Consider the following 20410-nt stretch of genomic DNA (forward strand, 5'->3'; position numbering starts at 1 on the left):
CAAACCTAGCCGCGCGGCGCAGGCTCGAAGCGCTCCTTGTCCTCGGCCTCGGCATAGGGGCCCTGCTTCACCTCGATCATCTCCGTCTCTTCCAGCATCTCGAAGTCATGCCCGCCGGAAACCAGCAGGATCACGTCGCCGGTCTTGAGCACCCGCGTGTCCAGGTAGCGCTTGGCCTCGTCATAAAAGTTCACCCGCACCAGCCCGCTTTTGACGAACAGGGTCTCCTGGGTGTGCAGCACCTGGCGCGGCACCGGCTTGTGCAGGTGCGCCTGGATGACGTGCCCCTTGGGATGGCGCATGGCCGCCAATTGCTGCGAGTAGCTGCCGGGCGTGAAGAAGGCGATGCCCGGCTCGCTGTATTCCGCGCGGATGATGATGGCGATGGCGGCCTCGCCGTTGTTCAGCTGCTCCACGTGGGGGGTGTTCATGGCTTCTCCGGTTCGGTCTGATCGGTCAGGGCGTCGCGCAGGGCTTCCAGATAGGCCCGGCCCCAGCGCACGTCCGGCTCCAGGTGGTTGCCCTCGGCCCACTCGTTCCACGACTTGAGGAACAGCACCCGCCGGGTCGCCGGCCTGTGGGCTATCTTCTCCAACAGGTCGCGCAGATGCCGTCTGAAAAGCTCCGGCGTGGAGCCGACCAGGGCATGGCCGCGCCCGCCGCTGCGCGGGGTGTTGTCCCAGGCGTGCACGGCCAGGGGGTGCTCCTCCGGCGGCAGGGGCTTCTGGGCCATGTGCCGCACATAGGCCGCATACTCGCGCACAGTGGGCCGCACCTCGGGATCGAGAAAGCGCACCGGGGCTTCCTCGTCGTTGAAATTGATGAACGGGGCGTTGTCCACGCAGGAGTCGAAGCCCCGGCCCACCCACTCCCGGCTGCCATGCTCCACGAAATGAAAGTCCGGCAGGCCCCGCTCGCGGGCAAGAGTGCGCCAATGCAGGGTGAAGGCCGTGGCGTCGGGCAGGCCGGAGGGGTTATACACCAGGAACAGGTTGCGGCCCTCGATCTTGACGTAGCGCGGATCGGCGAAGGCCTGCGCCAGCGCCTCGAAGTGCGCAAGCTCGTCCGCAGGACCGGGATACACCTGCTCCATGAGCACGCGGCCGGGCGCGCCGTGCCAAATGCCGGACCACGTCTGATTGGCCCAGCCGAGGCAGAAGGGAAAATCCGGCTCGCCGCTGCGCACAATCTCTTCCACCGGGCGCTCCAAAAGCCGCCGCCCGTTGCCAAACCAATAGTGCCAGTAGACGAAGCCGTCCAGGCCGTACTCGCGGGCCAGCTCGGCCTGGGCGGCGCGGGCCTCGGGCAGGCGCAGGTCGTAAAAGCCCAAATCCGCCGGAACGTGGGGCTGCTCATGGCCCTCGAACAGCGGCACGGCTTTGGCCGTGTTGGTCCATTCGGTGAAGCCCTTGCCCCACCACAGGTCGTTTTCCGGAATGGGATGGAACTGCGGCAGATGAAAGGCCAGGGCCAGGGCGCGTTTTGACTGCGGCGCGCCCCCATTGGCCTTGTTGCCGGTGGTTTCGCCCGCGTTGCCCGGAACCAGCTGGGTCAGGTTGCCCAGGTCGATGTCTGTGCTCATTTCCTCTCCACGCTTGAGGCCGCCGCCCGCAAGGTCGGGGTGGCGCAACATTGCAAGAAGCTCATCGTGCAGGGGGTGCTCCGGCCGGTGCACGGCCCGGTCCCGCCAGTCCGCCTCGGCGAAGCTGCCCCAGTTCTCCAGGGCGGAGAACACGGCCCGGTCCGCGCCCACCGCGCGCGCCAAACGGCTGAAGGCGGGCATTTGCCGGAAGTTGTCGCGCTGCACGATCATGCGCAGCAAAAAGGTCATGCCCGGATTTTCGCGCCGCCGCTGGCCCAAAAACTCCAGGTTGCGCAACAATTGCCGCCAGTCGCCGCCGCGCCGCAGCTTCTCGTGCGTCGCAGCCTCGGCCGCGTCGACGGAAACGGCCACCACGGACACGCGCTCCGGATAGCGGCCCAGGGTTTTCGCCCACATCTCCGGGGTCAGCAGCTGCCCGTTGGTGTCGATGCGCAGACGCAGGCCGGGATGCGCGGCAGGATCAAAGCCCTCCAGAAGCGCGCGATAGGCGCGGCTGGCGAAGGGATCGCCCGCGCCGCACAGCCACAGCTCGCCGCCACCGGCCAGTTGGTCCAGCAGCCCGGCATGAACCCGCATGAGCCGGTCGCTTTCCGCACGCGGCAAGACATGGGGCTCCGTGCGGCAGGAGGGGCAGCGCAGGTTGCAGCTGGGGTCGTCCTCCAGGGAAATGATGCGCGGCGCGGGCGCGGCCGTCCCGGAAGTCCAGCCGGCAACCCAGCCCAGGCCAAGGCTGTCCAGCTCCGAGCGGTGGAACAGTTCATAGGGCAGCTGGTAGCGCCGGGCCGGAGCGGACTCCGGGCTTTCGGCAAGACGCAGGGCCTTCTGCATGCCCGCGCATCTGGCTGCGTCGCAATAGCGGTAGGAGCCGTCCAGGATGGAGGCGCGCAGGGCCTCGGCTTGCGGGCTGTTCCAAACCTCGGCCAAGGGCGCCTCGCAGAGGCTGCCGCAGCTCATGTCCAAATAGCAGCAAGGGGCTATTTGCCCGCCGGACCGCAGCTCCGCGTACAAAAACGGGTTGGCGCAGACAAAATCCGCCAGGGGCCGCTCCGGGCGGGGTTCCTCTTCGCCGCGCGCCAGGCCCAGCAAAAGCTCGATGGTCCGTTCCGGCTCGCCCAGGAAACCATCCAGCACCTGCCGGCGCACCTGGCGCACCTCCTCGGAACGCCACCAGTCCTCCGCTCCGCCAGCCAGCAGTTGGGCAACGAAAGCGGCCCCGGCCTCGGCGTTGTTCTGCACCATGCCGCAGGCCAGCAAACGCTGCATGAGCCGCGCGTGGCCGGGCGCGAACACGGCCGCGTCGTGCAGCAGCAGCACGGTGGGCCGGTCCAGGGCCACCCCTTCCAGAAAGCTGGTGCTGAACTGGTCCGTAAGCACCAGGCCGGAGGCGGCGATGGCCTCGCGGGCGGAGTCGGCGTGGTTGTCCAAGATGCAGCCGTCCAGCAGGCCGCCCATCTGGCCGCCCATCTGGCCGCCCATCTGGCCATTCGCGCCGGTGTCCGCCTGTCCGTCCAGCGCGGCGTCCAATTGGGCGCGCATCATGGCCTCGTCGTCCCAGGCCAGATTGGCCAAGCGGAAAAAGTCGTCGTACGGGTAGCGGCGGTAGGTCACCCGGGCCTTGGCCTGCTCCGGCAGGGCGCGGAAGAAGCGCCGCTTCCAGTCGTAGTAGGGCTTGGCCCAGGGTCCGCGCCCGATGGCGCAGTCTTGGCCGCTGTGCCCCACGGTGCGGGCAAAGGGCTTGGCGCTGAAGTAGGTGCAGGCCCGCGCGGGACGCGCATCCGGCTGCGTGGCGCAAAAGTCGTACAGGCTGCCCGCGGGCACAAGATTCGGCAGCTCGGGCCGGGGTTCGGCGCCGCACGCGACGTACAGGTCGCAGATTTTCCGGTGATCGTGCAGCAGCGAGGCCGAGAACGGCGCGCAGCTCATGACATGCTCGTTGTACACGTGGCGCACGCCCCGGCGCGAAAGCACGGCCAGGGCCAGGCACTCGTACGACTCGCCGATCCAAAACTCGCTCACCACATGGGTGAGGCGTGTCTGGGCGGCCAGGTCGGCTTCGATGCCGCGCTCCAGCTCGGCGAAATTCTCCAGCATGCTCTTGGGCAGCAGCCACGGCAGGCAGGCCGTCAAAAAACGGTCGAAGCGATCCGGCGTCTCCGCAGGGGGGAAGAGGGCCTGGCGGCGGCCATGACTCGCCGGGGTCGCGTACAAGCCGCGCTCGCGCGTGAAGCCTATCTGCGCGATCTCGCCGCCGGATTCGGCCACGAGCCGCTCCATGTAGGGCGCGGCGGGAAATGCGCCCAGAATGCCCACCCTGGGATTGGCCGTGGTTGGTTCGCCGACGTTGCGCACGCGGTAGGGCGACTGGTAGCGCAGCAACCGCGTGCGGTGCGGCGCGCGGGGGTGCAGCGCGCGGGCGTACACTGAGAAGACCTGCTCCATGCCGAAGTCGGAATGCTGCAGAAACCAGCGCAGGTCGTCGAAATCAAGCGGCACATGGTAGCCGGCGGAGTCCAGCAGGACAGCCTCGTGCCGCTCGGGCCGGTACTCGGCCTCAAAGAGCGCAAAGCACTCCCACAACAGATGGACCAGCTCCGAGGGGCCCATTCCCAGGGCCTTGCGCCAAAAGTGCGGCCCGCGGGGGGGGGCTTCGGGCGCGCCCGCATGCGCGGCGTCCAGCCCGACGCAGAGCTGTCTTGTCAGCGCCTCGATGCGGGCGGTGAGCGCGGCGTTCAGCGCCTCGATCTCCTCCGGCGGGCTGTTCCGCCAGGGCGCGGCGGCGGCCTGGCGCACGCCCGGCGCGGCAGCCAGGGCCTTGTCCCAGCGGGTCCGGCAGGCCAGAAAGGGATCGGCCAGGTACATCTTGCCGGGCGCGGCCGTCTCAAGGGCGAGCGGCGTCAGCACAAAGCGCGCGGCCTGGCCGGACTCGGCCGCGCGGACCTTGTCGCGCAGGGCGTCGCGCTCGCGGCTGTCGCCGCGGGCGGCCGCCTCCATCCACTGGGGCAGGCCATCCGTGGCGAAAAAATCCAGCGGCAAAGCGCGGAGCGCCTGCTGCAGCCGCGCCGCCTGCTGGGCGTCATGCTTGCGCGCGCCACGGCCCACAAGCCCGATGAGGCGCGCGGGCAAAAACCGCGAGGCCCAGTCGCGCGCGCCCTCGAGCAGGTCCTCGGGCATGTCGTGCGCCGCGCCCGAGGACACGCTCAGGCGGTGATATTCGGCATAGTGCTCCAATGCGGCGAGCCAGGGATCGTCGTCGCGCATGGGGTCGGGATAGATGTGCGTGAACAGGGACTTGGCCGCGTAAAAATGGGCCAGGGCCGAGTGCGGCAGCAGGGCCAGGGCGCGCTGGGCCAAAATGGGGATGAGGATGTCGCGGCGCAGGGCGGTGCAAAGCGCCTGGAGCACGAAGTCCTCGTCGCGCAGGCCCGCAGGCGTTTCGGCCAGGGGCAGGGTGCGCCACGCCGGGTCCGCCCTGCCGGCGAGCATTGCGGGAATGCTCTCCAGCACCAGCTCCATGCCCCGGCCCAGGGCCGGGTACTTGCGGGCGCGCAGCTCGCGGATCGCCGCGCATTTGGGGGTGTCGGGCCGCAGGGACTCGGCCAGGGCCGCCCAGAGCTGCGCGTGGTCGTGCACCAGCCAGCCCACGGGGGTCTCAATGCTGTGGTCGGCATGGGGCTCGAAGTAGTCCAGCCGGATGGAAGGCCGCCCGGAGGCCACGCTGAAGATCTCCGCCGAGCTGCCCCGGTGGTGGATGAGCGCCGCGCCGCCGGCGTAGTCGTCGATGTAGGTCGGGGCCGTGCTCCAGAAAAACCGAGGATGCTCCAGCAACGGGGCGATGTGCGGCCGCACCGAGTCCTCGTCGCCGGGGAAATTGCGGAACACCAGCCGCCGGTCCGGGTGGCGCTCCAGAATTTCTTGCAGGGTCGCGGTCAGCTCGCGCTTGACCTGGGCGTGCTCCAAATCCCAAGCGGAGAGGTTGTAGATGATGTCCGCCGGGGTGCTGTTCCGGCAGCGCCGGGCGAACTGGTCGAGCTTGAAGGAGCCGATGTTGAGCGCGTGCAGGGCCGGGGCGGCGTGGTCCGCCAGGCAGCGCGGCAAGACGTCCTCGTAGCGCGCGCGGTAGTCCGGGCGGAACAGCTCCGGCTCGAAGGAGGGGCTCAGCAGATAGTCGAAAAGCAGCCCCGCGCCGTAAAACTCCACGGAGTAGTCGAACCGGATGTCCGTGCCGTGGGGCTGCAGCAGGCGCACCGCGCCAGGGGGCAGCGCGGTGTCGTACAGGCAGTCTATGGCCCAGAACACCGAGGCGAAGTCGATGCGGTCCAGCCGGTCGCGGTCGGGAAAATACAGCGGCTGGTGGCCGCAGAATACGTCGTCCACGTGGAACTCGTCCTGGGAGCGCCAGCGGTTGGTGATGAGGAACACCACCGGGTAGCGGCCGTCGGCCAGCAGATCGCGGGCCACAGCCACCTGCTGGACGTTGGAGAGGAAATCCTCGAACACCCAGAAGACGATGACGGTCTGGCCCGCCAGCAGGGCGCGGTAGTGGTCCAGTTGCAGGTCCACCGCACGGTTCAGGCGGTCCTCTATGCCCTCGACCCCGGGCGCAAGGAACCAGGCATGGGGATCAACGCCCAGGTTCTCCAGTATGGCGGCCATGACGCCCACTGTGGTGGCCTCGCGGCCGGGCCTGGGGCAAAGGGCCGCGCCTGCCTCGGCTATCCAGTGGGTGATGCGTTTGTTCCACATGCTGTCGTTGTCCTGCTGTTGTTATGCTGACGAAGGCAACCCGGGCCGGTGTTTTCAAGCAAGAAGCACACCACGCCGCGCGCAGGAACCACACTCCCTGGGTTCACCCAGCGAAGCCGAACAGGGTGAACTTGCCCGAGGGATCGCGCAGGGACCCGCTCTCCAGCAGCGCAAGCCCGGCCCGCTCGACAAGAACGCCCAGGGCGGGAAGGCTCCAGGCCGTCACATGCTCGACGAAAAACTCCTGCCGCCCGGGTCCGCCCTCGCGCAAGGCCGCCTCGCCATCGGGCAGTTCGACGTACACCGCGCCGCCGGGGGCCAGCCTGCGGGCGCTTTCCCGCAGCAGGGCCACGGGGTCGGGCACATGCTCCAGCACCTTGTTCCAGGTGATGAGATCAAGCGGATGGCGGAGCGGCCAGTCGCCGATGCTGCCCGTCCGGGCGGAGGCGGCGCCGGCGTGCTCCAGGGCGTGCGCGGCGGAAAGGGGCGAGGGATCGACGCAGTGGCAGGCCAGACCGCGGCGCGCCAGCCCGGCGGCGAACACGGCCAGCCCGGAGCCCACGTCGAGGATCGCCGTCCCGGAGGCGCCGCGGCCCGAGCGCGCCAGCCAGTCCAGCACGCGCTCCACGCGGCCGTGGTTGTCCGAGGCCTGCGGCGGCAGGGCCATTATCTTTTGAAAGGTCCGCAGAAGCTTGTCCGCGTACTTGGCGCGGTTGTAGTCTTCGCTGTACAGACGCGAGAGATCCAGCTGATGGGCGTTGAAGTAGACGCCGCAGGCCCGGCAGCGGCGCAGCTCGCGCCGGTAGGGGCGAAGGCCGAAGTCCGTCTCGCCGGGCGGAGGCGCGTCAAAAACATGCAGCAGCTCCGAATCCTCGGCCGCGCACAGGGCGCAGGCCCGGCGCAAATGGCGTTCAGCCGCCATCAGCCCAGCCCGTTCACGGGCGTTTCGCTGCCCAGGCTGGACAAGCAGTTCACGCAGGTTTTGGGGAACTCGCCGTATGTGGTCATCCGCCGCCGCAGTTCAGCCAGCTGCGGCCCGTTCCAAATCTCGCCCAGGGTCCGCTCGTTGAGGTTGCCCACGGGAATGTGCTTGCAGAACTCGCTGCAGCAGGGAAACACCTCGCCGTCCCAGCGCACGTAGAGCATGTTCCACGGGTACGCGCAGTTGAGCGTCTTCATCTCGCAATCCTGGAGGTCGTCGATGCGCCGGACATCCATGAACTTCTGAATGTCCACGATATCCGCCTGGTCCACCCAGTAGCGCCAGAACGCCTCGTTCTCGTGGTGGTTCAGATTGTAGTCCACGAAGGTGACGCGCAGGATGGGCAGCTTTTGCCCCAGCTCCTTCCGGCGGCGCAGCAGGTATTGCAGGTTGCGCACCAGCCGCGGGTAGTCGCCCCCGCGCACCTTGGCGTAGGTCTCCGGAGTTATGGCGTCTATGCTGACCGTCACGCGCGAAAGGCGCATGGCCAGCAGGGCGTCGATCTTCTCTTCGTCGAGCAGCTGGGCGTTGGTGGCGAGGAAAATGTCCAGCAGCTCCGGCTTGGAGCAGGCGTACTGCAAAATCTCCATGGCGTCCGGATGGGTGAAGTGCTCCGAGGCGGTGCCGAAGAGCATGGCCGGAGTGCCAAGGGCCGCGCACTGGTCGATGAGCCCGAAGGCGGCCGTTTTGCTCAGCCGCGTGCCGGTGTGCGGGTCCGGGTCGTACTGCCGGTAGCAGTGGGGGCAGCGCTGGTTGCAGGCGTCGCGCAGGCCCACGTTGACCGTGAGGGGAAAGGGCGCCACGGACCGCTCGCGGTTCACGCTCTCGAAGGTCCTGCGATAGGCCAAAAAGCGCTCCGCCATGGCCGGGCCGTGCAGACGCAGGTATTCGGCGTGGATCACCGTGTTCGGGTCGATCTTGAAATGCGGGGAGAGGTGGCCGCGAAAGTCCGCGCGCTCCACAAGTTCTTTTCGGGGGTCTTCCATCGCTGCTACTTCTCCTCCATTGTGCGGGCCGCCACCATGACCAGGTGCGAAGACAATCCGCTGGCCGCAAGGAATTGTTGAAAGGCCTGCCGCGCGGTTTCGTCCGCCCCCAGAACCAACCCGGCCAGAAAGGGGTCGCGGGCCAGCTCCGGCCGCGCCAGCCACTTTTTGCGAACCAGCTCCACGTCCAGCTTGCCCGGCGTGCCGTGGTCCACATGGCGCAGACCGGCGCGCTCCAGCAGCAGCCGCAGCGAGGCCGGATTGAAGTAGTTCAGGTGCTCGTGATCCACGGAATCGGAATGCGGGCCAAGCTCGGCGATGTCGAAGCCCGCGGCGTTGGGACAGCTGAGCACCAGCAGCCCGCCCGGCCGCAGACAGTTGCGGACGTTGCGCAAGAAGCCCAGCGGGTCAAAGGTGTGCTCGATGACCTCGAAGCTGGTGACGAGGTCGAAGGGCTCCTCGCCGGAGAGTTCGCCCATCAGGCTGGAGATGACCTTGTCCGCGCCGCGTTCGCGGCATTGGCCGGCCAGCGGGCCGGTCTGCACCACGGTGATGGAGTCCATGAGGGCAAGCTCGCGCATGGCGCGCACAAAGGTGCCGAAGCCGGCGCCGATTTCGAGCATGCGGCCGCCGCGGATGCCCTGGGCCGCGCAGTGCCCGGCCACAAGCCGCGCCCGCGGCCTAAAGATCTTCTCCAGGCGCGCGGACTCGGACGCGGGAAAAATGTGCTGGTTGAAAAAGGCGTAATTGCGCGAGATGTCGTAAAACTCCTCGAGCACGGCCTCGGCCGGGCGCGGGCTGGTGAAGAGCGTGCCGCAGTCCGCGCAGCGGCGGTAGCGGAAGCCCAGCTTGTCGAACTCGGGCGCGTGGTGCGCACCCGCGCAGGCGGGGCAATCCACCTCTGCCCACTGCCCTGACCGCTCCAGCAGCCAGGCGATGTCCCAGTCGATGGCCTCCTGCTGCGCCGCGCGGAGCCTGTCGGGCCGTATTTCGTCTTCTTTCACGCTGTCTGTCCGTTCCCTGTAGATTTTTCCGGCACCAGGACGCTGATGCAAGAGCAAAGCACATGTGGCCGATGATGTCCATAAGGGCGGGAATTGCCCGGCTTTTACGGTCGGGTGCGCCGGCTCGCCCCCCTGCCATAAGCCTTCTTGCCACGGACGGCGTGGCTGGTATAAATAAACCAGCCCCCCTCCTCGGTTTTGGCCTGATGTTCGCATGCCAGTTCGGCATGATGCAGGCGAACCGTTTTTCCGCACGCCGGAGGAACCGTGGAGTTCAATGTCGTCATCGGGTGCTGCTGGTTCCTGCCAGAGGATATCGGCCCATTGCTGGCATTGCTTAAGCTGCGACCGGAGATTGACGCCATCTGGAAGCAGGGCGGCATCGACATCCAACGTTTCAACCCCAGCGAGTTCCCCATGACCGCCTATGACCGCGTGCTCTACGACCACTTTTCCGTCGCCTCGATGCGCTTTGCGCAGAGGATGAGCCGAAAGTCGCTGGTGGTGACCACCATTGCGGAGCCCATGTGCAACGCCGGGTTTGCCGGGGGCAACCTCATCCCGGTTTCGGCCGAGGACCTGAAAGGCGCGGCGGTGCGTCTGTTTTCCGGCGCTGTCCGCGCCTTTTGCGAGGCCTGCCCAAAGGTGGCGCAGGGCCGGCCCCGGCATCTGGTGGCCTTCGCCGGCAGCTACCTGGTCACCGGTTCGGCCAAGGCCGCGCGGCACATGCTCTATACCCAGTCCGACGCCGACATCATCTTCCACACCCGCCACGGCTCCTTCGACGAATCCGTGGCCTTTGTCGACGACCTGGCCAGATACCGCCACGAGTTCGGCCGCATCAAAGTCGTCATCGGCACCGAGTGCCGCCCCGGCGGCAAGTACCACATGGCCGATCCTGGACGCTTCGAGCGCCTGCGCGAGCTGTGCCTGCGGCTGGACATGGATGTGCAGGCCTTCGACGCCGCCGAGGTGTACCGTCTGGCCCTGGCGGACATCCTGACCTATGCAGTCCGCCGCGAGCTGACGGCCCAGGGCGTCATCCCCAAAGGAACCGCGTGAGCCCGCGCATCGCCCTCATCCACCCGGAAGGGAATTTCCCCAACAATCCGCACTTGTCCAGCCTGCTGGACCTGCTGCTGGAGCGCGGCCACGCCGTGGACGTGTTCTGCCCGCCAAACGCGAGCCACAGCCAGGCCAAGAGCCACCCGCGCCTCACCCTCCACAGCGTGCCCCCCCCGGGCGGCGCCTGGGACCCGTTGCGCGGCGCGCTGTTCGGCCCCCTCGCCTCCCCACGATCCGTGGGCTGGCTTGCGCGGCGGCACCTGCCGAAGTTCGCGCTGTTCTTGGGCGTGGACCTGGGCGTGGCGGAAGCGGCCAAAATGGCGCGGGCACAGGGCGCGGCCCACGGCCTGCTCTCCTACGAACTGCTTTTCGCGGCAGAGGTCGGCGCGGACTTCAAGCGTCCGGAGATCGACGCCTGCCGCGACTTGGCCTTCGCCCTCTGCCAGGACGACGAACGCGCTGGGCAGTTGGCCGCAGAGAACCGCTTCGACCAAGCGCACATCATAAACGCGCCCGTGGCGGGCCGGGGCGCGCGGCCCGGGCCGCGGACCTTTCGCCTGCACGATGCGCTGGGGCTTCCACGCTCGACAAAGCTGGCCCTGGTTTTGGGCAGCGCGGAAGCGGCCTGGACAGGGGCCGCACAGTTGCTGGCCGACGTGGCCCTGTGGCCAGGGGACTGGGCCCTTGTGCTGCACCACCGCTATCAGGCGGGCGATCTGGACCGGCTGCTGGCCGGAGCGGACCCGCACGTGCGCGGCAAGGTGCACGTCTCCCCCTTTCCCAGCCTGCCCGATGAAGACCTGCACCTGCTGCTGCACGCCTGCGACCTGGGCCTGTGCCTGTACACGCCGACGTATGACCACCCGCTGCTGGGCCGCAACCTGCGGCACATCGGCATGGCCTCCGGCAAATTCACCACCTGCCTGCGCCACGGGCTGCCCGTGGTGGTCAACAGCCAGGGCGAAATGGCCCGGCATGTGCTGGAGCAAAGCCTCGGCTGGCGCGTGGACGGCATTGGTGAAATCCACCGTCTGCTGGCCTCTCTCGACCGACGGGAAATAGAGGCGCGGCGTGGGCCGTGCCTGGATTTTTTCACCCGCCGCTGCGATGCCGCGACCACTGCGCCGCCGTTGCTCGCCGCCATCGAGGAAGCCTGTTCGCGCCCGAGCGGCCGGGCGGCTTTTGCCGGCGGCGCGGACGGACGGGACGAGGCCCCGCCGGACTGTGACGCGCTGTGCGCCCTGGCCCGCCTGCATCTGGCGGACGGCCGCCCGGAACAGGCCGCCAGCGCCCTGCTGGCCGCGCTCCGATCGGCGGGCACGGCGGCGGAGGTCGAAGCCGCGTACGGCGTGGCCCTGGCCCTGCACCGGGGCGGGAGCCTGCAGCAAGCCCTGGCCGTGTACCAGGGCGTGTTCGAACATGCCGGCGCCACGGACGCCCTCGCCGCGTGGGCGCTGTTCAAAAGCGGCGAACTCCGCCGCGAACAAGGCGGCGAAGGCGAGGCCCTGCGCTTTTTCGCCCAGGCGCTGGCGCGCAATCCTGCCCACGCCAAGGCGGCCATCTTCTGCGCGCCGCCCACGGCCCCGTTGCGGGTGCGCCTGGCTGCGGAGCCCAAGCCAAGCGGCAGCGGCGCCAACCATGGCGGGTCGGGCCATGACTCGGGACAGGCGCTCACGCCAGGGCGCGTCGCCGTGAACATGAACCCCTTGGATGCCGAGCTGTGGGAATATTATTTCTCCCGGCGCGGACCGGACGAGGCGGACCTGCATCTCGCCGCGCCCCTGACCCCGGAAGCGGCCCAACGCCTGGCCGGATTGCTGGCGCTGTATTTGGCCCCTGGCGGCACGGCCTTGCTGCGCCAGCCGGCCGGTGCGGGCAAGTCCATGGACGCGGGCCGGCTTACGCCGCTGTTTGAACAGGCGGGCCTGCGCGCCCAGGTCCAGGCAACGGAGCCCGGCGAAGCCGCCGTGACGTTTCGCCTACTGCGCCCATCCGCGCCAAGCCAAACGTAAGCTCACAGGAGGCCGTCCGCCCGGCCGGAATACGGCTGGCCTGGAAATGCGACGACGCCATTGCCGGGGAAAAGCGAGCGGACAGCCACGGCAAGCCGGAGCGGCCGCCGTTCGACGGAGGGAGATGGCGCGGCGAACCACGGCCGGGGTTCCTGCGGCGTCATGAAAGCAACGCCACAAGTCGCGGCAAATGCGCCAATGGGCCGAGGCAGCGGGCCCGCGAACAACGTCTGCGGACGCTACGGCCAGGCTCCTTTCCTTGGGTCCGGAGCTACTCCGGCAGCGGGGTCCACATGGTGCAGAGGCGGTCACCGGGGCGCAAACGCGCCCGCACGCGGGGCACCATCTTCTCCCTGTGGTAGCGGTATGTGGCGCAAACAACGAAAAGCGCCCTGCCCGAAGGCCGGAGGGATTCGAGCGTTTGCACGCGCAGGCCGCCCACGCTTTCGCCCTGGCGGCCCGGGGAATCGTCGGCAAGGCTCAGGCGGCAGCGGCTCCAGAAATCCTCGCCCCAGGCGCTGCGCAGCACCGCGCAAATGGCCAGATAGATGTTGCTGGCCCCGTAGAAGCAGATTTCCCCGCCCTGCTCCACCCATTCGCGCCACTGCCTCTGGCGCTCGTCCACCCCGGCCAAAAACGCCTTCACCAAGCCCCAGCGGGCGTCGCCCAGGCTGGCGCGCGGCGCTGACGCCGCCGTGTCCGCAAGATCTTTTCGAAACAGCATGGTGAGCTGATAGCTGCGGTCCTCACCGGCGAGCGACAACCCTGCCGCGCGCCCCAAAAGCTCCAGCGACCGCGGGGAATAATACCCCACATGCTCCATGAGCCAGGGGTCCACACCTTCGGTCAGGTCGTTCTCCAGCAGGGGCACCTCCCAGAGCACCCAGCCCCCAGGCCGCACAAAGGAGGCGATGTGCCGCGCAAAGCGCTGCGGATCGGCCATGTGCTCCAGCACCTGCCGGGCGATGACCAGGTCGAAGCTGGGCGAAAAGCGCAGATCATGCACGTTGTTGAACAACGTGGGCACGCCCACCAGCGAAAGGGGCGAGCTCTCCACGCCCATGAGCTGCACGTGCGGATGCCGTTGCCGCAAAAATGCGAGAAAATCTCCGCGATTGGAGCCGACCTCCAGCACGCAGCGCATGGCGGGCCAATCGCAGTGCGCGTCCAGCAGGCCCGCCGCGGTCAGCGTGCGTCCATCCACCAGGGGAAAGCCATGCAGGTCGTTGTCCAACAAGGTGTACGACTGATAGGCCGGAGCCATCCAGGCCGAGAACTCCGCAGGATCGGCGAAGGCGGCGGCGTTCCAAAAGAAGCCGCAGGCCTTGCAGCCGGAGACGACCAGCTCCCGCCCGCCGCATGTTCCCAGGTCGCCTTGGGGCATGTGCACGCTGCCGGGCTGGTTCGGCCGACGGAACACGGCCGGGGTCACGGCTCCGCTCGCTGCGTCCGCGCCGCACACGGGACAGAGGATCATGGTTTGGCCTCCTGCCTTGCCTGCGGCGTTTCCGGCCCCAAAATCTCCGGATGGGCCAGCAGAAAGCTGGCGGCGATGGGCGTGTCCCTCATGTGCGGGGCCCGCGGCGTCCACAGGGCGCGATACCGCTCGCGCAGGCGCGCTGCCTCGGGCTGCTCGGCGTAACGTCCGTCCAGGCGGTCGAGCATCTCCGCTGCGGCGGCGCGGATCTCCTCCGGCGTGTTGTCCTGGTATTCCACGTGCAGCAGGTTCCGCTGGTTGACGCCGTTCTCCAGGAACAGGCCGATGTCGCCATAGCCGTAGAACCGCTCCAAAAATTCGCCGAAGGGCAGGACCTGGCCGGTGCGGGTGTCGCGCGGGAGTTTGGGAATGTACAGGTCCGTTGAGCTGATGATGCACACGTTGACCGTGTTCACCATGAGTTCCGGCGTGCGGAAGGAATAGGCCACGTGGCACAGGCCGCTGGGCGTTCCCAACAAAAACCGGCACTTGGCCAGCAGATACAGATCAAGCAGGGGGGTGCGCCAGGGCGAATTGGAATAGTCCAAAAAACGCGGGTCCGGGTGGGAAAGCGCCTGGGAGGTTCGCTCGCCTATGCGCACCACATGCCCGCCCCGCGCCAAAATTTCGTTCACGGCCGGCAGAAAGGTGCCGATGTCGGAGTTGCGGAACCAGTTGGGGCTGGCTGGAGATTCGTTGTAGTAGGCGCCGTCGCGGGCATAGAGGCAGACGAACCAGCCGTCCGCGGACACGCCGAGGGTTTCGCGCAGGAACCGCTCGCCCAGCGCTTCCTCCTCCGGGCTGAAGCCGACCTGCGGCTCCGGCAGCCGCATGCCCATGCTGCCTTCCTCCGGGGTGCGGCAATAGGCGCGCCCGTTTGTGGAATGCGTGAACTCCACCAGATCGGCGAACAACGCCGCATGGCGGCCGAAAAACAGCCGCGCGAACTCCGGCTTGAGCGCATAGCGGCCCTTGTCCCAGTCATAGCCGCAAAGGGGCATCAGCCGCGGAAAGCTCTCGTCGCAAAAAACGGGCAGCTCCCGGCCCAGCATCTCCACCAGGGCCGGGTTGGCCGACTGGCCGGAGAAGAACACCACGGATTTGCCCGTGCGCTCGGCCAGGCCGGCCTTGAAGATGGGCACGAGCACAGTGGCGTCGATGGCCAGCCCGCCGATGATGTCGTATTGGAGCGTGTCCACGAGGATTTTGTCCGGGCCGTGCAGGGCGCGCAAAAGCCCGGCCAGGCGCTCCACCACCTTGCGGTCGTCCTGCTGCGCGGCGCGCTGGCTGCGCGCGGCCTCCAGCCCCAGCTCCGCCAGCAGGTCGCCCACCTCGGGCTTGCGGGTGTGCCGCCACAGGGCCGCCAGCGTCTCCAGGGCGGTGCTCAGGTCTCCCGCCGCTATCTCCAGCTCCGTCAGGCGCAGGCCCGCCGCGAGGTTGTCCGGGGCTTGCTCCAGAATCTGGCGCAGCAGCGCGCGCGCCAGCTCGTCCTTGCCGCTTTTGCGCAAGGCATCGGCGCCGCGCAGCAATTCGTCCACGCTCATGCCGGCTTCCGGGTTCACTGGGGCTTCCGGCAGGTCAGGCACAAAATGGCCGCTTCCTCGGGCGCGGCTTCGCGGCGGCTCCACTCCCGCACCTTGTCGTAATAGTGGCGGCGGAACTCGGGAATGGCCTTCACCGCCTGCTCCAGGCCCAGTTCGCCCATGACCGGGGCGAAGGGATCTTTCCAGTAGGTCAGCGCCTTGAGGGCGGTCTCCCGCTCGGAGAGCACGAAGCGGCGGCTTTCGATGCCGAGCCCGGCCCCGGCCACCAGCTTTTCCCACTGCTCCCATGTGCGGTCCACATGGATGGCGAAGCTCTCGCGCACCCAGCGCACGTAGTCCGGGTGGAAGATCTCTGCAAATTTTTCAATGTACTTGCCTGTTTGCAGGCTCAAATAGGCCCTGCCGCCGGGTTTGAGGACGCGGGCCATGGTGGCCAGCACCTTGTCCGCGCGCTCGATGTGCTCCAGGGAGCACACGGACACGATGCTTTCAAAGAAGTTGTCCGGCAGGGGCAGCTCCCCGGTGACGTCCGCGCGGAGCACGGAGCGGTACGCCCCGCCGATGAAGTCGCGGTCCACAAACTGCTGCACCGTGCGGGTGTAGGCGCCTTCCTCGGGAAACAAATCCACCCCGAGGTCGATCTTGCCCAGCACGCGGCTGGTCCAAAAGCCGAAGCCGCAGCAGATGTCGAGAGACGGCCCCTTGAGCGGGGTCTGGTCGGCGTAGTAGGTCATCTCCGCGGCCTTGAGCAGGTCGTCCCAGACGAACAGGTCCTTCTTGCCCTCCAGCAGCAAGCGCTCGGAAAGTGCGGCGAAGTCCTTTTCTCCCGGCGCGGCGTCGGCCATGTTCTCGGCCTGGGCAAGCAGCCAGTCGCGGATGGCGGCGCCTTCCACCTCGCCACATGGGGCGTTGGCGTCAAAACGGGGCTGCGCGGCAAAGGTGAAGCGGGCCATCAGTTGCCGCCCGCCTCAAGCTGGCGCAATACCGCCGCGGTGACGGCGGCTTGATCGATGCTGGACATGCAGTGTTCCTCCCATGTGCAGTCTGGCCGGCCGCAGGGCATATGCGGGCAGCCCTCGTGGCGCAGCAGTTCGCCCGCGCCGTACCAGAACACCTCCTGCGGGTCCGATGGGCCGAACAGGCCCACCACGCGCCGCCCCAGGGCCAGGGCCAAGTGCAGCCCCAGGCTGTCCTGGGTCAGCACCACCCGGCAGGAGGCCAGCCAGTCGCAGTAGTCATGGATGTTGTCCAGCCCCTGCTGCCAGGACACGCTGAGTCCATGCGCCTCCAGGCCCTTGGCGACCTCCATCCAGCGGGACTCGGGCATGCGCTTGGTGGGCCACTTGGACCCGATCATGTGGTTCAGCCCCACGTCGAAGCGCACAGCCCCCTTGGCCTGGTAGCCCAGCACATAGGGCTGCTCCGTCCATTCCAGGCCCAGCATCTCGATGAGATTCTGCTGCCAGCAGGACCGCCCGGCCTGGGCCTGGCCCTTGTCGCGGATGTATTCCAGAAAGGCCTGCCCCTTTTCATAGGCCCGGTAGGTCCCGGTGTTCACGTCAAAACGAAAGCCGTACCTGGCCCAGGCGTCGACCATGTCGGCCAGGGCGCACACGCCGGGGTGCTTTTCCAGGTTGATGACGATGTCGAACTTCTCGCGCATGAGCTGAAACGGCACAAAGGCATCGGCCACCAGAATGCGGTCGATGAGCGGATTGCCCTTGAGCAGCCCCACCGCAGCCTCGTCCACCAGCCAGGTGATCTTGGCGCCGGGGTGGCGGGCGGTAAGGGCGGTGAGCAGCGGCGTGGTGCGCAGCACGTCGCCCAGGCTGGTCACCTTGCCCACCTCGGGGTCCAGGGTCTCGGAGTAGCCGAGCTTCAGCAGCAGGATTTTCATTGCCCGCCCCCGGCCAAGTCGATGATGTCCACGGAGGTGTGGCCGAACTGCTGGAAGCGGTTCGTCTTCACCTTCACGTCGCAGGGATTGCACTCGCCGTAGCTTTCGCAGGGGCGGAACTCGTCGATGGATTCGGCCGAAAGATCCGCGTCGAGGACATGCGCATACGCCGCCCGGCCCTCCAGCAGGTCCGAGTGGCACTTGTACACCAGCCCCGCAGGGTCCACGAGCAGCTCGCTGGTGCGGCAGCGGCAGGTGCGCCGCTCCTGGCCCAGCACCGAGCCGGGGTACTTGAACTCGCCGTAGAGCTCGCCGTTCCACTCGCCCAGAAATTCCTTGGTGCGGAAATCCACCCCGAGCCCCTGGCAGCGCTCCTTGGTCTCCAGAATATGGTCGCGCTTGGCCTTTTCCGGGTGCAGAATGCCGTAAATGCCCACGCGGAAGCCCGCCTCCACCAGCTGGAAGTAGCGGCGCACCAGTTCGTCGATGTCATTCTGGCCAGGATGGTAGCTCACGCGGATGGGGGCGTAGGGCGCCTCGCGCAGAAAGCGTTCGCGCGGGACCTTGGCGATGAACTCGGCCACGTCGAAGGTCAGGTTGGTCAGCAAATCGAACTTGAGGTCGGCGCGGGCCTCGTTCACCAGCCGGAAAAATCCGGGGTACAGCGTGGGCTCGCCCCCCTGCAGGGTCAGGGGCAGGTCCGCCCGCAGCTTGAGCCTGTCCGCCGCGCGTATCCAGTCCTCCACCTCCATGACGCGCTTGCTCATGGCGCTGCGCGAGCCGCCGTCGTGCAGGTTGATGCAGTACGGGCATTTCAGGTTGCAGCGCAGGGTCAAAAAAAAGGCCACATAATTGTGCCGCTCCGTGGGCCGGATGTCTCCCAGGGCGGCGTTGGTCGTCTTCCCCATTCCCGATTCTCCCCCTCTCATTGCTGCCTGCGCTTGACGCGCCGTCACCTTTTCCATGTCGTTTTGTCCTGCGAACCGGCGCAACGTTCAAACCCTCGCGGCGAAAATCGCGCAATGCTCCATCGGCAAAAGGGGCCGCGCGCTTGAGGCCCCGGCCCGCATTCCAGTCCCGGCGGCTAGCCGGCCGGCCGCGCGGCCATGACCGCGTTCCAGCAGTCCGTTCCGGGCGTCTCGGTCGTCAGCCAGCGATGGTGCAGCAGCGGCGTCAAACCCGCCTCGGCCAGCCGCTCGCGCAATTCCATGTCAAAAAAATACCGCATGCTGTGCACTTCCGTGGTCTGGCTGATGTGGTCGCGGACCGTGTCGTGGGCGAAAAGCGTGAAATGGACATCCACCACGTTGCGGGCCGGGTGCATGGTCGGCTCGGCGATGCGCGTGACGGCCAGCCCCTCGCCTTGCAGCCGCTTCACGGCCACTTTGGGCGGGTCGGAGAGCACGCCCGGCCCATGCCAAAAATCAAACAGGAACAACCCGCCCGGAGCGAGATGCTCCCGCGCCGTGGCCAGGGTTTGCCGCAGGTCTTCGGCGCTGGTCTGATAGCTCAGCACGTGGAACAGCGCGGCCACGACGTCGTACCGCCGGCCCAGCCGCAGGGTGCGGATGTCGCCGTGCAGGAACTCCACGCGGGCGTCCTTGCGGGCCGCAAGCTTGGCCTTCGCCAGGCCCAGGCTCACCTCGGAGAGGTCCACCCCGGTGACGGCGTAGCCCAGCTCCGCCAGCGGGAAGGCATGGCCGCCCGTGCCGCAGCCAAGGTCCAGCAGCGTTTGCGCGCCGGGATGCTGGGCCTGGATAAGCCCATGCACGTACCTGGCCTCTCCCTGGTAGTCCTTGTCGCGGTAGAGCAGGTCGTAGTAGCGGGCATAGTCCTGAAAAATGCTCACGCCAGCACCTCCTTCAGAGCCTGGGCGGCGCGCTCGATCTGCTCCGGCCTGAGCGACAGGCCGCTGGGAAGATAGAAGCCCCTGCGGGCAAGCCGCTCCGCGTTGGGGTGGCTTTCACCCTGGAACAGCCCCATGCGCTGGAACACCGGCTGCTCGTGCATGGGCCAGAAGAACGGCCGCGTGCCGATGCCTTTTTCCGCCAACCGCCGCATGGCCTCCTCGGCGTCCATGCCGATCTCGTCGCCCAGCACTACGCCAAAGACCCAGTACAGGTTGTCGGCGTAGGGCGTTTTTTCAAGCGGCAGCTGGATGCCCGGCACGCCGCGCAGCAGCTCCTGGTAGAGCGCGCCGATGGCCCGCTTGCGAACCAGAAATTCATCCAGCCGCTCCAACTGGGCCACGCCCAGGGCGGCCTGCAGATTGGTCATGCGCAGATTCCAGCCCAGCCTCTCGTGCACGAAGCGCCGCCCCGGCCGGAAGCACAGGTTGCGCAGGCCGCGGCATTTCTCCGCCAGGGCGTCGTCGTCGGTGACGATCATGCCGCCCTCGCCAGTGGTGATGTGCTTGTTGGGGTAGAAGCTGAACACGCCCAGGCGCCCCATGCCGCCACAGGGAAACGCGGCTCCCCCGTCGGCAGCCCCGGCCGCCCCGGCGGAAAGGACGCAGGTCTGGCCTATGGCCTCGGCCGCGTCCTCGATGACGGCGAGATCATGACGGCGGGCCAGGGCCAGCAGCGGGTCCATGTCCACGGGCAGGCCGTACAGATGCACGGGCATGATGGCGCGGGTGCGGCCGGTGATGCGCGCTTCGACCTGGGCCACGTCCATGTTCCAGGTCAGGGGGTCGCAGTCCGCCAGCACGGGGGTGGCGCCGGCGCGCACAACGGCCCCGGCGCAGGAAATAATGGTGAAAGAGGGCAGGATGACTTCATCGCCGGGAGCCAGGTCCAGGGAAGCCACGGCGGCCTCCAGGGCGGCTGTGCCGTTGGTCACGGCGACGGCGTGCTTGCGGCCCACGCGCGCGGCCATGCCCCGTTCGAAGCGCTCCACAAACGGGCCTTCCGAGGAGATCCAGCCGGTTTCGATGCATTCGGCCAGGTAGCGTTGCTCATTGCCGTCCAGAACCGGCTCGTTCACCGGGAGGAAGGGCTTGTTGGTGTCGGACATGGGAGCGGTCTCCTTTACATTGTGCGCGGGACGCCTTGCCGGGGTGCCGCCGCCAATTCGCGGAGGTCATGCAATAAGCGTG

14 protein-coding genes are annotated in these 20410 nt (G+C 67.7%); 2 read left to right on the forward strand and 12 right to left on the reverse strand.

Features of this window, described 5'->3' with window-relative positions; all coding sequences use genetic code 11:
* Nucleotides 1–5: 5 nt before the first annotated feature.
* From ACYQ4W_RS11620 to ACYQ4W_RS11640, 5 genes are all read right to left on the reverse strand, one after another.
* Complete coding sequence (locus ACYQ4W_RS11620; RefSeq protein ID WP_459856727.1) at nt 6–431, reverse strand: cupin domain-containing protein; 426 nt, start codon at nt 429–431, stop codon at nt 6–8.
* Nucleotides 428–6346 carry a glycoside hydrolase family 99-like domain-containing protein gene (locus ACYQ4W_RS11625; protein WP_459856729.1) on the reverse strand — a complete coding sequence of 1973 codons (5919 nt, stop codon included), beginning with the start codon at nt 6344–6346 and terminating at the stop codon, nt 428–430. Before ACYQ4W_RS11625 ends, ACYQ4W_RS11620 begins: the two co-directional genes overlap by 4 nt.
* A gap of 103 nt (nt 6347–6449) precedes the next feature.
* Complete coding sequence (locus tag ACYQ4W_RS11630; RefSeq protein ID WP_459856731.1) at nt 6450–7268, reverse strand: class I SAM-dependent methyltransferase; 819 nt, start codon at nt 7266–7268, stop codon at nt 6450–6452.
* The gene (locus ACYQ4W_RS11635; protein ID WP_459856734.1) at nt 7268–8314 is read right to left on the reverse strand and encodes a radical SAM/SPASM domain-containing protein; all 1047 of its coding nucleotides are present in this window, start codon (nt 8312–8314) and stop codon (nt 7268–7270) included. The genes ACYQ4W_RS11630 and ACYQ4W_RS11635 overlap by 1 nt, the downstream gene beginning before the upstream one ends.
* 5 nt (nt 8315–8319) lie before the next feature.
* Complete coding sequence (locus tag ACYQ4W_RS11640) at nt 8320–9318, reverse strand: class I SAM-dependent methyltransferase (RefSeq protein WP_459856736.1); 999 nt, start codon at nt 9316–9318, stop codon at nt 8320–8322.
* A gap of 267 nt (nt 9319–9585) precedes the next feature.
* Here ACYQ4W_RS11640 and ACYQ4W_RS11645 point away from each other — a divergent pair, with 267 nt between their 5' ends.
* Nucleotides 9586–10380: a hypothetical protein gene (locus tag ACYQ4W_RS11645; RefSeq protein WP_459856738.1), complete on the forward strand. Its 795-nt coding sequence runs from the start codon at nt 9586–9588 to the stop codon at nt 10378–10380.
* On the forward strand, nt 10377–12395 hold the full coding sequence (locus ACYQ4W_RS11650; protein ID WP_459856740.1) for a glycosyltransferase: 2019 nt from the start codon (nt 10377–10379) through the stop codon (nt 12393–12395). The genes ACYQ4W_RS11645 and ACYQ4W_RS11650 overlap by 4 nt, the downstream gene beginning before the upstream one ends.
* Before the next feature lie 271 nt (nt 12396–12666).
* Here the strand turns inward: ACYQ4W_RS11650 and ACYQ4W_RS11655 are convergent, their stop codons facing one another.
* The 7 genes from ACYQ4W_RS11655 to ACYQ4W_RS11685 all read right to left on the reverse strand — a co-directional run bounded on the left by ACYQ4W_RS11655 (nt 12667) and on the right by ACYQ4W_RS11685 (nt 20328).
* Nucleotides 12667–13872, reverse strand: a complete 1206-nt coding sequence (locus ACYQ4W_RS11655; protein WP_459856742.1) for a class I SAM-dependent methyltransferase — start codon at nt 13870–13872, stop codon at nt 12667–12669.
* Nucleotides 13869–15434 carry a TIGR04372 family glycosyltransferase gene (locus ACYQ4W_RS11660; protein ID WP_459856744.1) on the reverse strand — a complete coding sequence of 522 codons (1566 nt, stop codon included), beginning with the start codon at nt 15432–15434 and terminating at the stop codon, nt 13869–13871. The genes ACYQ4W_RS11655 and ACYQ4W_RS11660 overlap by 4 nt, the downstream gene beginning before the upstream one ends.
* Nucleotides 15431–16369, reverse strand: coding sequence for a class I SAM-dependent methyltransferase (locus tag ACYQ4W_RS11665; RefSeq protein ID WP_459856746.1), 939 nt, complete (start codon nt 16367–16369; stop codon nt 15431–15433). Before ACYQ4W_RS11665 ends, ACYQ4W_RS11660 begins: the two co-directional genes overlap by 4 nt.
* Complete coding sequence (locus tag ACYQ4W_RS11670; protein WP_459856748.1) at nt 16369–17313, reverse strand: glycosyltransferase family 9 protein; 945 nt, start codon at nt 17311–17313, stop codon at nt 16369–16371. Before ACYQ4W_RS11670 ends, ACYQ4W_RS11665 begins: the two co-directional genes overlap by 1 nt.
* The gene (locus tag ACYQ4W_RS11675; protein WP_459856750.1) at nt 17310–18221 is read right to left on the reverse strand and encodes a radical SAM protein; all 912 of its coding nucleotides are present in this window, start codon (nt 18219–18221) and stop codon (nt 17310–17312) included. The genes ACYQ4W_RS11670 and ACYQ4W_RS11675 overlap by 4 nt, the downstream gene beginning before the upstream one ends.
* A 176-nt stretch (nt 18222–18397) precedes the next feature.
* Nucleotides 18398–19162: a class I SAM-dependent DNA methyltransferase gene (locus ACYQ4W_RS11680; RefSeq protein WP_459856753.1), complete on the reverse strand. Its 765-nt coding sequence runs from the start codon at nt 19160–19162 to the stop codon at nt 18398–18400.
* Entirely contained in the window at nt 19159–20328 is a 1170-nt protein-coding gene (locus ACYQ4W_RS11685; RefSeq protein WP_459856755.1) for a DegT/DnrJ/EryC1/StrS family aminotransferase, read from the reverse strand. Before ACYQ4W_RS11685 ends, ACYQ4W_RS11680 begins: the two co-directional genes overlap by 4 nt.
* Between the last annotated feature and the right edge of the window lie 82 nt (nt 20329–20410).

This window comes from Humidesulfovibrio idahonensis, assembly GCF_054657715.1.

Coding starts and splice junctions, on each gene's coding strand:
- ACYQ4W_RS11620 (WP_459856727.1), bottom strand. CDS start 431: ATGAACACCCCCCACGTGGAGCAGCTGAACAACGGCGAGGCCGCCATC.
- ACYQ4W_RS11625 (WP_459856729.1), bottom strand. CDS start 6,346: ATGTGGAACAAACGCATCACCCACTGGATAGCCGAGGCAGGCGCGGCC.
- ACYQ4W_RS11630 (WP_459856731.1), bottom strand. CDS start 7,268: ATGGCGGCTGAACGCCATTTGCGCCGGGCCTGCGCCCTGTGCGCGGCC.
- ACYQ4W_RS11635 (WP_459856734.1), bottom strand. CDS start 8,314: ATGGAAGACCCCCGAAAAGAACTTGTGGAGCGCGCGGACTTTCGCGGC.
- ACYQ4W_RS11655 (WP_459856742.1), bottom strand. CDS start 13,872: ATGATCCTCTGTCCCGTGTGCGGCGCGGACGCAGCGAGCGGAGCCGTG.
- ACYQ4W_RS11665 (WP_459856746.1), bottom strand. CDS start 16,369: ATGGCCCGCTTCACCTTTGCCGCGCAGCCCCGTTTTGACGCCAACGCC.
- ACYQ4W_RS11670 (WP_459856748.1), bottom strand. CDS start 17,313: ATGAAAATCCTGCTGCTGAAGCTCGGCTACTCCGAGACCCTGGACCCC.
- ACYQ4W_RS11675 (WP_459856750.1), bottom strand. CDS start 18,221: ATGGGGAAGACGACCAACGCCGCCCTGGGAGACATCCGGCCCACGGAG.
- ACYQ4W_RS11685 (WP_459856755.1), bottom strand. CDS start 20,328: ATGTCCGACACCAACAAGCCCTTCCTCCCGGTGAACGAGCCGGTTCTG.